This window comes from Candidatus Krumholzibacteriia bacterium (assembly GCA_029865265.1).
In the GTDB taxonomy this organism is placed as follows: Bacteria; Krumholzibacteriota; Krumholzibacteriia; order WVZY01; family JAKEHA01; genus JAKEHA01.
Window position 1 is genome coordinate 147534 of record JAOUHG010000004.1, and the last position, 15824, is coordinate 163357.

Here is a 15824-nt window from a genome sequence, read left to right on the forward strand (position 1 = left end):
GCTACCTAGCAACGGTTTACCCCCGGCGATACGCCAGGAAGGAGACGGTTCGATCATGCACGGTCGTTTTCGTGCGCTTTGCGCCGGTACGTTGCTGGTCGCCGCCGCGTGTTCCATGTGGTTCCCGCTGACGGCCGCAGCGAGCTCGGCATACAACGGGACGCGGGGTCTCCTGCGCACCCGCTCCGCGGACACCTACCGCAAGGGTACGCTCAGTTTTCAGCTCTCGGCCCAGTACGGGAAGCTGGACAACCAGCTGCTCTCGCCGGGCGGGTATTACCCGCCGGGCGATACCTCCGCGGTCGTCGACTACCACCTGTTCATCCCGCGGGTGTCGATAACCTACGCCCTGAGTGATTTCTTCGAGGTGGCGGGAAACCTGGATGTTCGCAGCTGGATTCGTACCGTGCAGGAGGACAATGGTCATAACGACCTCGAGACCTTCACGCGCGGTGGCCTGGGTGACACCGACGTTTCCGCCAAGCTGTCGATACCGCTCCCGGGCGACAAGTTCAAGCTGGGTGCCTACGGTGACGTGAACTTCAAGACCGGCGACAAGGACCGCCGCTTCACCACCGATTCCAACGACATCACCGTGCTCGGTCTGGCCACGCTCGACCTCACCGACATGGATACCTTCGTTCCCACACGCGTGCACGTGAACGCGGGCTACCGGTTCAACAAGAACGAGCTTCTCGGCTACGGCATCTTCGACCCGGATTTTCCGGATTCCTCCGGCTTCAACCCGCCGGGATATCCGGCGACGCCGGCGGGCGAGAACGACTCGTACAACGACAACTTCCTGTTCAACGCGGCGCTCGAATTCCCGGCGCCGCAGGTGACATTCTTTGTCGAGTTCGACTGGCAGAATCTCCTGAACATGGAGATCCCGGACGGGGCGTCCGTCAGTGCCAACACCTACACGCTGACGCCGGGTGTCGAGTTCAAGGGCGGCAGCGGTTCGTCGTTCGAACTCGGGGCCGACATCAACCTGAACTCCGGGGACAGGCCGTCGGTCATCAACGCGCCCGACTGGGGCCTGTGGATGGCGTTCAACTATGTTGCCGAGGTCATCCCGCGCGACAGCGACAAAGACGGGATCGCCGATCCCAACGACGGTTGTCCGGATCAACCCGAGGACTTCGACGGGTACCAGGACGCGGACGGCTGCCCGGACCTCGACAACGACGGCGATGGTCTGAATGACAAGGACGACATGTGCCCGGATCTGGCCGAGGACTACGACAGCTTCCAGGACGGCGACGGCTGTCCCGACCTGGACAACGACCAGGACGGCATTCCCGACGCCAGCGACAAGTGTCCGGATGAGGCCGAGGACCTCGATGGCGAGGCGGACGACGACGGCTGCCCGGACCTCGTCAAGGACAGCGACAACGACGGCGTCCCCGACGATCTCGACCGCTGCCCGCTGCAGGCGGAGGACTTCGACGGGTACCAGGACGACGACGGCTGTCCCGACCTGGACAACGACCTCGACGGTATTCCCGACAACGTCGACAAGTGTCCGACGCAGCCGGAGACGTTCAACGGCGTCGACGACGAGGACGGATGCCCGGATGCCAAGGAGATCGGCAAGCAGTTCGTGCTGCGCGGCATCGGCTTCGAGAGCGGCAGCGCCGCGCTCACGCCGGACTCGTACACGGTGCTCGACCAGGTGATCGCGTCGATGAACGCGTACCCCGAGGCGCGCCTCGAGATCCGCGGGCACACCGACAGCCAGGGCCCGGCCAACTTCAACCTGGAGCTTTCGCAGCGTCGCGCCGAATCGGTGCGGCAGTATCTCATCAAGGGCGGCGTCGATCCGTCTCGCCTCACCTCGGTGGGCGTGGGCGAGGAAGAGCCGATTGCGTCCAACGCCACGCCCGACGGGCGTTCGCAGAACCGGCGCATCGAGTTCCGCCGCTTGAACTAGGCACGGCTTACGTTCGCCGGTTGAAAAGGGAATGGGTCCGTCATTCGACGGACCCTTTTCTTTCTCCTTCCCGGAAGACCCGGTGGAGTGAGTCTTCGAATGGCGGACGGCGCGCGCTGCGCGCCGCTAGGACGACTTGGCGCGCTCCCAGTAGACGTCCATCTCGTCGAGCGTCATGTCTTCGAAGCGCCGGCCGTCGGCGCGGATCATCCCCTCCATGAGCTCGAAGCGACGGATGAACTTGGAGGTGGAACGCTGCAGCGCCTCGTCGGCGTCGATCTTGAGAAAGCGCGCCACGTTGGCGGCCGCGAACAACACGTCGCCGGTTTCGTCTTCGATGGCCGCGCGCTCGCCGGAGGCGAGTGCGTGTTCGAGTTCGGCGATCTCCTCGCGAAGCTTCTCGATCACGGGCGGAATCTCATCCCAGTCGAATCCGGTCGAGCCCGCGCGGTCCAGTATCTTCACCGCGTGGCGCAGCGGCGGCAGGTTGCCGGCCACGCCCTCCAGCGCGCCCTCGCCACGCTTCGCCCGCTCCGCGGCCTTGCTCTTCTCCCAGTGGACGATGCTCTCCTCCGGAGTCGACGCCGTCTCACGGCCGAAGACGTGCGGATGGCGGCCCTTGATCTTGTCGTGCGCGTGTGTGGCCACACGGGCCAGCGTGAACTCGGGATCGGTCTCCCGGCGGATGGACAGCGCGAAGCACAACAGGAACAACACGTCTCCCATCTCGTCCAGCAACTCGCCGGGCCCGTGGTGGGTGCCGGCCCACTCCAGCTCGTAGGCTTCCTCGATCAGGTCTGACAGGACGTCGTCGAGCTTCTGCTCGCGGTCCCACGGACAGCCGTTCTCGCCGCGCAGGCGCGTGATCAGGGCGAAGAGTTGTTGCATGGACCCGGCGTCGTCGTTGCTCATTGGGCGAGCATAGGGATGTTCCCGGCCTCTCTTCAAGCCCAAGTTGGTTCTTGCCGGAAGCGTCCCGCACGGCTAAACTCCAAGATTCTCCTTCTTCGCCGCGCTGGAGCGCGGCCCGGCAAGATGACCGATATGATCACCGTGCGCGGCGCGCGGCAGCACAACCTCAAGAACCTCGACGTCGAGATCCCGCGCGGGAGTCTCACCGTCATCACCGGCGTCTCCGGATCCGGCAAGTCTTCCCTCGCCTTCGACACCCTGTACGCGGAGGGGCAGCGCCGCTACATCGAGTCGCTGTCCACCTACGCCAAGCAGTTCCTGGAGCGTATCGGCCGCCCCGACGTGGACGATGTCACCGGCTTGAGCCCCGCTATCGCCATCGAGCAGCGCAACACGACCCGCAGCTCGCGTTCCACCGTGGGTACCGCCACCGAGATCTACGACTACCTGCGCCTGCTGTTCGCGCGCGCGGGGCGCACCCACTGCCCCACCGACGGCGTCGAGGTGCGCCGTCACACAGCGGACGAGGTGGTGCAGGCGTTGCTGGACGGGCACGCGGGGCGTACCTTCAACGTCATCGCCACCCGCAAGGTGGAGAAGGGCGGGGCCGCGAAGCACGTGGAGGAACTGGTGCGCGAGGGCTTCACGCGCTTCCTCATCCGCGGGGACGTGGTGAAGCTCGAGGCACCCCCGAAGGGCATCGGGCGCGCAACGGCGCTGGACCTGGTGCTGGACCGGGTGACCGTCGGCGAGGAGCGGCGCGCGCGCCTGCTGGAGGCGGTGGAGACCGCGTACCGGATGAGCGACGGTCACGTGCGCTTCGACGACGCGGATTCGGGCGAAAAGGTGGAGTTCACCAGTCACCTGGTGTGCACCGCGTGCCGACGCGAGTTCGAGGAGCCGCGCCCCATCCTGTTCTCGTTCAACACCCCGTTTGGCGCGTGCCCCCAGTGCCGCGGGTTTGGCAACCGCATGGAATTCGACGAGAACCTCATCGTGCCCGACGGGTCGCGCACGCTGCGGCAGCACGCCATCGAGCCGTGGGGAAGCGAGAAGTTCGAATACTTCTACGACCAGCTGGTGCGTTTCTGCCGCCGCAAGAAGATCCCCATGGACAAGCCGTGGGATAAACTTCCCGAGGCGTCGCGGCGAGCGGTCATGCAGGGCTCGGGCGAATACACCGGCGTGTTGCCGTTCCTGGAGAACATGCGCGAGAAGACGTACAAGAAGTACGCGCGCTTCTTCACGCGCCGTTATCTCGCCTACCGCGAGTGCCGCATGTGCAACGGCGGGCGCCTGCGCCCGGAGGCTTACTTCGTCCTGCTGGACGGGCGCACCATCCGCGAGGTCGCGTCGATGACGCCGGGCGACGCGCTGAAATTCGTGCGCGGGCTGGAGTTCTCGGAGCGCGGGCGCACCGTGGTTCGCGACGTGCTCATCGAGCTCGAGTCGCGCCTGGGCTTCCTGCTGGCGGTGGGGTTGCACTACCTCACCCTCGACCGTCTGGCGCGCACGCTCTCAGGCGGCGAGTCGCAGCGCATTTCGCTCGCCAACTCGCTCGGGTCGAACCTGCTCGACGTCCTGTACGTGCTCGACGAGCCCAGCATCGGCCTGCACCCGCGCGACACGGACCAGCTGGTGGCCGTGCTGGTGGACCTGCGCTCGCGCGGCAACACGGTGGTGGTGGTGGAACACGACCTCGACATCATTCGCAGCGCCGACCACGTGATCGACCTCGGGCCCGGTGCGGGCGAGGCCGGCGGGAGCATCGTCTACCAGGGGCCGGCGCTGGCGGGCGGGACGTCGCGCACCCTCAAGTACCTCAAGGAGGGCCCGCCGCTGCGCATCGCCAACGGGGACGGTTCGAAACCGGAGAACTTCCTCACCCTGCGCGGCGTGCGTGAGCACAACCTGCGCGGCGTGGACGTGTCGTTTCCGCTGGGGGCGTTCACGGCCGTTACCGGCGTCTCCGGATCGGGCAAGAGCACCCTGGTTTGCGACGTGCTGCACGACGCGCTGCGCGGGCGCGGTGACGCCGGCGCGCGCGCGTGGCGCTCGGTCGAAGGCACCGGGCCGGTGCGCGGCGTGCTCATGGTGGACCAGGCCCCCATCGGCAAGACCCCGCGCTCCAACCCGGTGACGTACGTCAAGGCCTTCGCCGACATCCGCGAGGTGTTCGCGGCGCAGAAGAAAGCGCTCAAGCGCGGCTACAAGTCCGGGCGCTTCAGCTTCAACGTGGCCGGGGGCCGCTGCGCGCGCTGCCAGGGCATGGGCTGGGAGCGTGTGGAGATGCACTTCATGGCGGACATGTTCGTGCGTTGCAGCGAGTGCGACGGAAAGCGCTTCAACCAGGAGACGCTCGAGATACACTACAAGGGCCTCGACCTGGCCGACGTCCTGGATCTGACGGTGGACGAGGCCATCGAGCACTTCTCGGATTACCCCGCTCTGGTGGGACGCCTGCGTGTGCTGCACAAGGTGGGGCTGGGTTACCTGCGGCTGGGGCAGCCTTCGACGACGCTGTCGGGGGGCGAATCGCAGCGCATCAAGATCGCGCGCGAACTGTCCGACAATACCGAAGGCGGATTCGTCTACATACTCGACGAGCCCACCACCGGACTCCACGTGGACGATGTGGAGACGCTCATCGATGTGTTGCGCGAGTTGATCGCCCGGGGCAACACGGTGATCGTGGTGGAACACAACATGCAGGTGATCGCGCAGTCGGATTGGGTGGTCGACCTGGGCCCCGAGGGAGGGGACGGCGGTGGCAGGGTGGTGGCGGCCGGAACGCCGGCGGAAGTTGCCGCCGCGACCGGATCGCACACGGGCATGTTCCTGAAACGCTTCCTGCGCGGAACCAGACGGAGGGCGTCGTGAATCTTTGCGTGACCGGAGGCGCGGGCTATGTCGGATCGGTGGTCGCGGAGCGGTTGCTGGCCGACGGCCACCGCGTGACGGTGGTGGACAACCTCTCCACCGGGCACCGCGACGCAGTGCCGGCGGGGTGCGACTTGGTCGAGGGCGACGTGCGCGATGCGCGCGTAATGGCGCGCGCCCTGGGCGCATCCACCGATGCGGTGCTGCACTTTGCGGCGCTGAGCGTGGTGGCGGAGTCCGTACAGCGGCCGCTGGACTACTTCGACAACAACGTGGGCGGGACGGTGTCGATTCTGCGCGCGATGGAAAAGGCGGGCGTGGGCAGGATTGTATTCTCGTCCACGGCGGCCGTGTATGGATCGCCCGCGTCGTTGCCCATCGAGGAGGCCGCACCGTGCGTGCCCGAGAATCCCTACGGCTGGTCCAAGCTGGCGGTCGAGAAGGTGCTGGAAGCCGCGCGCGTCTCCGCCGGGCTGCAGTACGTGGCGTTGCGCTACTTCAACGCTGCCGGCGCAAGCGCGGCGCTGGGCGAAGATCACCGCCCGGAATCCCACCTCATTCCCATCGTGCTCGAGGCCGCAACCGGTGCGCGCAAGGGGGTCACGGTGTTCGGCGGCGACTACCCGACCCGCGATGGAACCTGCCTGCGCGACTATATCCACGTGGTCGACCTGGCGGACGCCCACGCGCGTGCGCTCGAAGCGATGGCCCATGGATTCAGCGGCGCGCTCAATCTCGGCAGCGAGACCGGCTTCACGGTGTTGGAAGTGATTGCCGCCTGCGAGCGGGTCACCGGCCGCCCGGTTGCGCAGCAAAAGGGGCCGCGGCGGGCGGGCGATCCCCCCGCCCTGGTGGCATCCTCGCGCCGTGCCTCAGAGGTGCTGGGCTGGAAGGCGCGTGCCAGCGCGCTGGACGAGATCATCGCCAGCGCCCACGCCTGGCGCACAGGCCACCCGCAGGGCTACGCGCGCTGATCGGGCTGCGTGGCACGAAGCTTGCGATCTCCGCGATGGCCGGTGTACCCCGCCGAACGCTATCGCCATGGAAAAAACGCAGCTCACCGTCGCGGAACTCTCCTCGCTGCTCCGCATGATCCAGGTCATTCCGGAGGCCGACAATGTCGGCCGCATCCACCGCATGTTGCTGGCCTTCTGCACGGCATGGCGGACCATCGGCGTGCGCCGCGCCTTCCTGATGCTGGTGGACGAACCCGCCCACATGGTGCGCGGGCACCTGGCCGCCGAGCAGACACCAGCCGGCGATGAGCCGGCCGCGTCGTCCTTCGAGGCGCTGGCCCGGCGCGTGGTGGAGAGCACGCAGAACGCCGACACCAGTGATCTCACCCTCAAGACGCGCACCTTCACGGTTCCGCTCGACTGGCAGCGCTGCGGTGTCGCCAAGGCATCCGTCACCGGCGTGCCGCTGCTGGCGGACCGGCGCATGAGCGAGTTCGGCAGCGACCCGTTCTTCGACTTCTTCGACACCGGTGCCTACATCGCCATCCCGCTGCGCGTGCGCGGCAAGGTGGCCGCGGTGCTCGCCGCCGACCATGGCGCTTCTTCGCAGTCCATCGCGGTCGAAGACATTTCGCTCGTATACAGCATGGCGCAGCAGGCCGCCACCGCCATCGAACGCCTGCATGAGACCAGCGACAACGCGCGCAAGTTCAGGGTGCTGCGCAAGCTTCAGGACATCCTCGCCGCCGCCGAGGATTCGCGCCGTTTCGGAGATTCGCTCTCGGCCATGCTCTCCATGGTGTCCCGCGCCGCCGGCGGACACGGCGTGTTGCTCAAGGACCTGGTGCGCAACCGGACCACACATGTCAAATCGGTGGACGACCTGGAGCGCGACACCCGCGAAAGCGACATCGCACTCACCAATTGTTTTGACGACATCCTCGACCGTGTTGCCGGTGCGGGCCGGTCGTTGCGCGGCGACGCCGGCCACCCGCTGCTCAATGACGAAGCGATCCAGTCCGTTCGCTACTTCCTCGCGCTGCCGCTGGCGGCCGGGGGTGAATGCCTGGGCGCGGTTGCCGTCTACGCGGAGTCCCGCCCCGGCGGTGAGGAACGGACGGAGTTTCCCGCGCGGGACCGGCTCTTCCTGGAACTGTGCGCCGGCATGCTGGCAGAACGCCTGGACTCGCTCTACAAGACGGAGCAGGCGCAGCGCTGTGAGCGGATGCTGGAAGAGGTCCAGTCGAACCTCGCCCGCGAGCGTGCCAGCTCACGCGTCGGCGCGCGAACCCAGGAGCAGTACGACACGATGGTGAACGCGATGCGCGAACTGGAAGGCATCGTGGCCGGACACCAGACCTTCGAAAAGCGGATTACGCGTGCGCGGGAGACACTCGCGGCGCTGGGGGAGCAGGCCGCCTCTTTCCAGGACGAAGTCGCCACCATGAAGGCGTCGTTGCAGATCGTGGATCTCTTTGCGCTGGTGCGCGAGGTGGCGGAAGCCTGGGCCCCGGCGGTGCGGCTCAACGGCGTCGAGGTGACCGCGCGCATCCCCGCGCGTGGTCCGGTGCTGCTGATGGACCGCGGCAGTGTGACGCTGGCTCTCAACAACATCCTCGGCGTGCTGGGACCCCACGTGGGCAAGGGCGATCGTGTCCTCGTCGAGTGTTCGGCCTCCGACGGCCGTGCCGTGATCCTGGTGGCGGATACGGCGGGCAAGGTGGATGGGACCCTGCTCTCGCGCCTCTTCATGCCCTTCGCCCCATCCGGCGTCGGCGACCCGGAATCGGCGCTCTCGGTTGCGGGGGATATCCTGCAGCGGCACGCGGGCGAGATTACCGTCAAGTCGTCTCCGTCGTGGAAGACCATCCTCGCCCTGTCGTTTCCGATTGCGGCCAACTCGGAACGGCGTGGCAAGCGCAGCGATCGCCGCCGCCGGCCGGAGCGGCGTGGCTGATCCGGTCCGAACAGAATCCGTCCATCCCCGTTCGGCACCTCGATTGCCGGGCCTAGATCGCAACATACTATAATATAACAAGTTAGACGGTCCGGCGCCGCGTGGCACGTGGCTTGCGCTCCGGCCCGCGGGAGCCCACCTGGCCGGGGGCCCTGGAAGGTTTATGGACGATATCAACCTGCATGCCCTGGTTCTCGACGCGCTCCGCGACCCCGTCATGGTGGTCGACGGGAGTGGCGAAGTGCTGCTTGCCAACCCCGCCGCCATGCGCGTGCTGGAGCTGGCGCGCGCCGACGGCGGCGGCAACGGTCACGCGGCGCTCGACGGCGCCGCCATCATGGATCTGGTGCGCCGCGCCGAGCGCGTGCGCGTGGATGCGGTGCCGGTCCCGGGTGATGCGTCCCAGGTGATCGACGTCGAAGCGTTGCCCGGTTGTGACCCCGGCGCTCAGCGCTGCTGGATGCTGCGCATCCGCGCCGCCGATGCGCTGGAGCGCGAGTTCTGGTCCGACAGCGCAGTGGCCACTGTGGCCCATGAGATTCGCAACCCGATCACGGCCATGCTCAACGCGCTCGGTGCGTTGTCCGCTCCTGAACCCGCCGGAACGAGGGTGGGCGGTGGAGGCAGCATGGCGCGCGGCGCCTTCGAGCGCAGCACGCGCCGGCTGGCGAGGCTGGTGGACGGTCTGCTGGATCTGTCGCGGGTGCGAACCGGCGCGCTGCATCTGCAGCGGTCGCCGTTGTCCGTCGCCGATTTCGTGCAGCGCATCGTGGCGGACTTCCGCGTTCTCCATCCCGCTACCGGTGACCGCCTCACGGTGGGGCCCATCGAACCCGGGATGACCATCTATGTAGACGAGGACCGCGCGGAGCAATCCCTGTGGAATCTCCTGTCGAACGCGGTGCGCTTCACGCCCCGCACCCAGACGGTGACGGTACGCGTTGCCGCCGCCGGCGTGGAGTCCATGGAGGACGCCCTGCGCCTGGTTCCGTGGGACGTGATCGGGCATCCGCAGCTGGTTCGGATCGACGTCGAAGACACCGGCCTGGGCATGACGCCCGACACGCTGGAACACATCTTCGACCGGCATCACGCGGCCGGCAACAGCACCGACGGTGCCCACCTGGGCCTGTCCATCACGCGCGCGCTGGTGGATGCGCACGACGGTTGGGTATCGGTAGACAGCCGGCTGGGGGAGGGCACCACGGTGAGCATGTTCGTACCCGAGGATGCCGCCTCGGCCACGTTGCTGTCCGGCGTGCGCCTGGCGGAGCGCGAGATCGCGCGGCGCAGGGCCGTGCACCGGTCCACCGCCATCGCGGTGCTGCAGCGCACCGGTGGCGCTTCGTGGTCGCAGCTGGTCTCGCGGTTGCCGCGTACGGTGAAGCTCCAGCCGCAGGAGCCGGTGTCGCCGCGCGAGTGCGCGGTATGGGCCCTGTCGGCCGACCTGGCGGTCGCGCTGGTTCCGCTGGCCGCGTCGGGAGAGCCTTCGGAAACGCTTGGCGACGCGGTACACGTGGTGGAAGACGGTGCGTGGGAGATGGACGGATTCATCGCGGGTTGGTGTGGAGAACGGGAACCCAGCTTCGCGCAGGCCTTTCATCGGGCCGCGACGAAGATGATCCGCGCGCGGCACGAAGCCGCCGGCGGTGAAGAGGCGGTCACTGCCGCCGTGAACGCGCCCGGGACGGTCGAACCGGCCCCGGACGGTGAAAGAGGATAGCCATGGAAGGTCTGCGTGTGCTGCTCGTCGATGACGAGCACGATATCGTCGAAACGGTCAAGTACAGCCTCGAGATGCGTGGTTTCCAGGTGGACGTCGCCTACGATGGCAACACCGCGCTCACGATGGCGCGCTCCGGGGGCTACGCCGTCATGGTGCTCGACGTCATGCTGCCCGGCAAGAACGGCTACGAGGTATCCCGTCAATTGAAGGACGAGATCGGGCGCGGGGAAGTGCCGCCGCTCAAGATCCTCCTCATCACCGCGCGCAAGCTGGACAACGCCGTGCGGGAGGACTTCGTGTCCACGTGGTCCAAAGCGGACGCCTGCCTCTACAAACCTTTCGACCTCGAGGGCCTGCTCGAGCGGCTCACCGGGCTGCTCGCAGCACCCACCCGCTAGACCTGCATCGAGGCCCTTTTCGCGGGGCTGTGGGGCCGCCTCCCGGCAGACGTCGGCCAGGCGACCCCGCCGTCCCCGCCGCGGGATCCTTTTCGGACATTGCATTCCGGAATTCTTCTTGACACACCCAGTGCCCGCTTGGGATAAATGAATGGTCCGGAGCCAACCGGCGTAACCCCCGGGCCGCATTCATGAAACGCATTCAGCTTCCCAGGTCGCTCAACAATTCGCTCAGCATCGCCGGTGGGGCCATTGCGGTCGTTTCCGGTGTGACGCTGGCCTTCTTTCTGGTCCTGATCGCCACCATCGGTGAGGCCAACCCGTACATCGGCGTCTTCGTCTACCTGGTTCTGCCCCCGATCCTGGCGCTGGGTGTCATTCTCATTCCCATCGGAGCGCTGCGCCGGCGCCACCGCATCAAGAAGCATCTGGACACCCCCACCGTGCAGTGGCCGGTGGTGGACCTCAATCGCACCGCGCACCGCAACGCGTTCATCGTCCTCCTGTCCGGCATGGGGATTCTGACCCTGGTCAGCGTGGTGGGGGGCTACCAGGCCTATCACTACACCGAGTCCGTGGAGTTCTGCGGCACCACCTGCCACACGGTGATGGAGCCCGAGCATACCGCGTATGCCAACTCGCCCCACGCGCGGGTTTCCTGTGCGGAGTGCCATGTGGGCGCGGGTGCGGGGTGGTACGCCAAGTCCAAGCTTTCCGGCGCGTACCAGGTGTACGCGGCCGCATCCAACAAGTACCCGCGGCCCATTCCCACGCCCATCAAGAATCTGCGCCCGGCGCAGGAGACGTGCGAGCAGTGCCACTGGCCGGAGAAGTTTTTCGGCGCCCAGCAGCGTCAGTACAACCACTACATGTACGATGAGGCCAACACGCACTGGCCCATCAACCTGCTCATCAAGACGGGTGGCGGGGACCCCAAGACCGGCCAGACTGCGGGTATCCACTGGCACATGAACATCGGTGTGGCGATCGAGTATGTGGCGCGCGACGAGCGTCGGCAGGACATCCCCTGGATTCGCATCACCGACAACCTGACCAAGCGCGTCACCACCTACCAGGACCAGGACAGTCCGCTCTCCGAAGAGGAGCTGGCCACGGCGACCGTCCGGCGCATGGACTGCATCGACTGCCACAACCGGCCCAGCCACAAGTTCAACTCGCCGGACAATGCCATCGATCGTGCCATTCTCACCGGCACCATCGACCCGACGCTCCCCGAGATCAAGCGGGTGGCGGTGGAGGCGATGCAGAGCGTGTTCGAGACCAAGGACGAGGCCAACCGCGGAATCGCGGCCCGGATGGCGGACTTCTACCGCGACAACTACCCGGAGGTTCTCAAGGAGAAGCGGGTTGCCATCGATGCGGCGATCCTGGCCACGCAGTATCAGTACTCCCAGAACGTGTTTCCGGAGATGAAGGTGCGCTGGGAAGGGTACCCGGACAACATCGGGCACTTCATCTTCCCGGGTTGCATGCGCTGTCACGACGGCAACAAGGTCAGCGACGATGGATGGACCATCACGCGTGATTGCACCGCGTGCCACGCGATTCTGCGTCAGGGCGCGGACGACAATATGCAGATGGCGACCACCGAGGATGGACTTGAGTTCAGGCACCCCGACGGAGGAGATGACTGGCGGGACACCGGTTGTTATGAGTGCCACACCGGAACGCAACCTTGAGCGCGGAGGCCGGCATCGCAACCGAATCCTGGGGATGGCCCGCATATTCGCACTTGCGCCTGTCCTTATCCTGAGTCTCACCGGCGCGCCGCGTGCCGCCGATCCCGCCAACGATACCTGTTTCGACTGCCACTCAGACGACAGCGACCCGGACCTTCCCTTTGTTGACGGCCGTGTGTTCGGCCGGTCGGTGCACCGGGATCTTGCCTGCACCGACTGCCACGACGACGTGGATCCAGACGACCTGCCCCACGACGAGCAGCTGGAGTCCGTGTACTGCGGAGACTGCCACGACGACCAACAACTCGACTTCGACGCCAGCATCCACGGCCAGGCGCTGAACCGCAAACAACCGTACGCACCCACCTGCACGGAATGCCACGGGATGCACGACATCCTGTCGCCCGCCGACGAGAGCTCCCGGACCTTCAAGATGAACGTTCCGTATCTGTGCGGGCAATGCCACCGTGAAGGCGCACCGGTGGCCAACACCTACAAGATCTCGGAACACAACATCCTGGAGAACTACAGCCAGAGCATCCACGGTGAGGGGTTGTTCAAGAAGGGCCTGTTGGTGACCGCGGCGTGCACGGACTGCCACCGGGCGCACATGATCCTGCCGCACACCGAACCGCGGGCGTCGATCTCGCCGCGCAACATCACTGCCACCTGTGTCAAATGCCATGCGCGCATCGAGCAGGTGCACGTCAAGGTCATCCGGGGAGAGCTGTGGGAGAAGGCACCCGGCGCCATTCCCGCGTGTACGGACTGTCACGTGCCGCACCGCGCGCGCCGCGAGTCGGTTTCGCTGAACATTTCCGACCGCGATTGCATGAAGTGTCACGAGCGGCACGACGTGTTCAAGGTTGCGGAAGGCGACACGCTTTCGATGACGGTGGACAGGGAACTGCTGAAGGGATCGGCGCACACCAATATTCCCTGCGTGAAATGTCACGTGGACGTCGATCCCCGCCGCAAGCGGCCGTGTGAGCCGTCGGGGCTGGTGGATTGTTCGAGCTGCCACGCGAAGATCGCGGAGGAGTACGTGGTGAGCGGGCACGGCCAGGCGCACGAGGAGGGCATCGAGCAGGCCCCGTACTGCACCACCTGCCACGGGGGTCACGGCGCGTTGACGCACCGCAGCGAGGATTCGCCCACCTACCGCGCGTCGGTGCCGGCCCTGTGCGGCGATTGCCACCGAGCGGAGGGCAAGGCGCTGGGCGTGACGGAACTATCACAGTCCGACGCGCTCGCCGACTACTCGCACAGCGTGCACGGACGCGGTCTGGTGGAGAAGGGGCTGCTGCCCAGTGCCATATGCATCGACTGTCACTCGTCGCACATGGTGCTCAAGCACACGGACGCGCGCTCCACGGTGTCGCACGATAACCTGCCGGCCACCTGCGCCACCTGCCACCGTGGCATCTACAAGGACTACATCAAGAGCGTGCACTACGCGTCCGACAGCAAGGACGCGGACAAGCTTCCCACCTGCGCCACCTGTCACTCCTCGCACACCATCGGCGAGGTCAGCGGAGACGCGTTCGTCCAGGAGGTAACGCACCAGTGCGGCTCGTGCCACGACGAGCTGGCCGAGACCTATCTGGACACGATGCACGGTAAGGCCTACCGGCTTGGCTACCTGGACGCCGCCAAGTGCTCCGACTGTCACGGCGCTCACCATATCCTGGCCGTGAACGACCCGGCCTCGGCTGTTGGACATCGCAACATCGTGGCCACATGTCAGCAGTGCCATGCCGACGCCAACCAGCGTTTCACCGGCTATCTTACGCATGCGACGCACCACGACCCGGACAAGTACCCGTTCCTCTACTACTCGTACTGGGCCATGACATTCCTGCTCATTGGTGTGTTCAGCTTCTTCGGTGTTCACACGTTGCTGTGGTTGCCGCGGTCGTTCCGCCACATGCTGGCGCACCGCAAGGAGGCGGTGTGGGGTGAGCCGCGCTATTACATCCGGCGCTTTACGCGGCCCCAGCGCATCACCCACCTGTTCGTCGTATCGAGCTTCCTGCTGCTCGCGCTCACCGGCATGATGCTCAAGTTCTCGTCTATGCCGTGGGCGGCTTTCATCGCCAACATGCTGGGTGGGGTGAAGGGCGCGGGCGTGCTGCATCGCATCGCCGCGGTCACCACCTTCGGCTACTTCGCGTTCCACATCATCGCGCTGGTGCGCTACAAGCGCAGCCGCCGGCTGAAACTGACGCAGTTGATCTTCGGCGCGGACTCGCTGATGTTCAACCGCAAGGACCTGTCGGACTTCTGGGGAACGATCAAGTGGTTCTTCAACGCCGGGCCGCGTCCGCGCTACGGGCGCTGGACCTACTGGGAGAAGTTCGACTACCTGGCGGTGTTCTGGGGCGTGGCCATCATCGGTCTGTCCGGATTGATGCTGTGGCTGCCGGTGTTGTTCACCAAACTGCTGCCCGGTGCCGTTATCAATGTTGCCACCATCATTCACAGTGACGAGGCGCTTCTCGCGGTCGGCTTCATTTTCACCATCCACTTCTTCAACACGCATCTGCGGCCCGAAGCGTTTCCGATGGACACGGTGGTATTCACCGGTCTGGTGCCACTGGAACACTTCATGCGCGACCGGCCCAGGGAATACGACGAGATGAAGCAGTCGGGAGAGCTGCGCAAGCGCCTGGTCAAGAAGACGCTCACGCGACGCTATGAGATTGGCGTGCGCGTGATGGGTGGGGTATTCCTCGGCGTGGGCCTGATACTGATCACGCTGATCATCTATTCGATGCTGTTCGGCTACAAGTAGGTTGTGGCCACGAAAATGTCCCTGGCACGGGGTGTGCCTGTGCCGAGACATGGGACCGGGATCGTCGGGATGGGTTCCTCCCCATTGCCCCAACCCCAACTGCACATACTTCAACACCTTGACGGATGACTGGCCCTTCAAGCGCAAGGGCTTCTACCTGCGTCAGAGGTGCCCCCACCGTATCCAGCGGTTTACATGTCTCTACTGCAAGCGTCATTTCAGTACCCAGACCTTCTCGACCACCTACTGGCAGAAGCGTCCCGATCTCACTGCCCGCATCGTCATGATGGTGGTCGGCTGCATGGGCAACCGACAGATCGCCCGCGCGCTGGGTGTCAGTCCCGCGACCGTTGCCCACCACATTGCCCGCCTGGGGCGCCATTGCATGCTGCTGCAGGCCACCGAGCTCACGCGCATCGAGCATCTCCGCGAGATCGCGATCGATGGCTTCGAAACCTTCGAGTGGAGCCAGTACTTTCCGTTTCACCACAATGTGGCGGTCGATGTTGCATCGGGGTACTTCCTCTACCACACCGACAGTCCGCTGAGGCGCAAGGGGCGGATGACG

General features: G+C 65.9%; 10 protein-coding genes. 9 read left to right on the forward strand and 1 reads right to left on the reverse strand.

Features of this window, described 5'->3' with window-relative positions:
* The first annotated feature begins 55 nt into the window (after window positions 1-55).
* Window positions 56-1933: an OmpA family protein gene (locus OEX18_03575; GenBank protein ID MDH4336340.1), complete on the forward strand. Its 1878-nt coding sequence runs from the start codon at window positions 56-58 to the stop codon at window positions 1931-1933.
* A gap of 126 nt (window positions 1934-2059) precedes the next feature.
* Here the strand turns inward: OEX18_03575 and mazG are convergent, their stop codons facing one another.
* Window positions 2060-2845: a nucleoside triphosphate pyrophosphohydrolase gene (mazG, locus tag OEX18_03580; GenBank protein ID MDH4336341.1), complete on the reverse strand. Its 786-nt coding sequence runs from the start codon at window positions 2843-2845 to the stop codon at window positions 2060-2062.
* A 123-nt stretch (window positions 2846-2968) separates the two neighbouring features.
* Between mazG and uvrA the strand changes: the two genes are divergently transcribed.
* From uvrA to OEX18_03620, 8 genes are all read left to right on the forward strand, one after another.
* Window positions 2969-5725 carry an excinuclease ABC subunit UvrA gene (gene uvrA / locus OEX18_03585; GenBank protein MDH4336342.1) on the forward strand — a complete coding sequence of 919 codons (2757 nt, stop codon included), beginning with the start codon at window positions 2969-2971 and terminating at the stop codon, window positions 5723-5725.
* Window positions 5722-6699 carry a UDP-glucose 4-epimerase GalE gene (gene galE / locus OEX18_03590; protein ID MDH4336343.1) on the forward strand — a complete coding sequence of 326 codons (978 nt, stop codon included), beginning with the start codon at window positions 5722-5724 and terminating at the stop codon, window positions 6697-6699. The genes uvrA and galE overlap by 4 nt, the downstream gene beginning before the upstream one ends.
* 67 nt (window positions 6700-6766) lie before the next feature.
* A complete protein-coding gene (locus tag OEX18_03595) occupies window positions 6767-8638 on the forward strand; it encodes a GAF domain-containing protein (GenBank protein ID MDH4336344.1) in 1872 nt (623 codons plus the stop codon).
* 163 nt (window positions 8639-8801) lie between these two features.
* Window positions 8802-10361: a PAS domain-containing sensor histidine kinase gene (locus tag OEX18_03600; GenBank protein ID MDH4336345.1), complete on the forward strand. Its 1560-nt coding sequence runs from the start codon at window positions 8802-8804 to the stop codon at window positions 10359-10361.
* A 2-nt stretch (window positions 10362-10363) separates the two neighbouring features.
* Window positions 10364-10762, forward strand: a complete 399-nt coding sequence (locus OEX18_03605) for a response regulator (protein ID MDH4336346.1) — start codon at window positions 10364-10366, stop codon at window positions 10760-10762.
* 191 nt (window positions 10763-10953) lie between these two features.
* The gene (locus OEX18_03610; protein ID MDH4336347.1) at window positions 10954-12462 is read left to right on the forward strand and encodes a NapC/NirT family cytochrome c; all 1509 of its coding nucleotides are present in this window, start codon (window positions 10954-10956) and stop codon (window positions 12460-12462) included.
* A 34-nt stretch (window positions 12463-12496) separates the two neighbouring features.
* Window positions 12497-15256: a cytochrome c3 family protein gene (locus OEX18_03615; GenBank protein ID MDH4336348.1), complete on the forward strand. Its 2760-nt coding sequence runs from the start codon at window positions 12497-12499 to the stop codon at window positions 15254-15256.
* 118 nt (window positions 15257-15374) lie between these two features.
* Window positions 15375-15824, forward strand: a 450-nt coding sequence (locus tag OEX18_03620; GenBank protein MDH4336349.1) for a hypothetical protein, incomplete at its 3' end; no start/stop codon positions are given.

Coding starts and splice junctions, on each gene's coding strand:
- OEX18_03575 (MDH4336340.1), top strand. CDS start 56: ATGCACGGTCGTTTTCGTGCGCTTTGCGCCGGTACGTTGCTGGTCGCC.
- mazG (MDH4336341.1), bottom strand. CDS start 2,845: ATGAGCAACGACGACGCCGGGTCCATGCAACAACTCTTCGCCCTGATC.
- uvrA (MDH4336342.1), top strand. CDS start 2,969: ATGACCGATATGATCACCGTGCGCGGCGCGCGGCAGCACAACCTCAAG.
- OEX18_03595 (MDH4336344.1), top strand. CDS start 6,767: ATGGAAAAAACGCAGCTCACCGTCGCGGAACTCTCCTCGCTGCTCCGC.
- OEX18_03600 (MDH4336345.1), top strand. CDS start 8,802: ATGGACGATATCAACCTGCATGCCCTGGTTCTCGACGCGCTCCGCGAC.
- OEX18_03605 (MDH4336346.1), top strand. CDS start 10,364: ATGGAAGGTCTGCGTGTGCTGCTCGTCGATGACGAGCACGATATCGTC.
- OEX18_03610 (MDH4336347.1), top strand. CDS start 10,954: ATGAAACGCATTCAGCTTCCCAGGTCGCTCAACAATTCGCTCAGCATC.
- OEX18_03615 (MDH4336348.1), top strand. CDS start 12,497: ATGGCCCGCATATTCGCACTTGCGCCTGTCCTTATCCTGAGTCTCACC.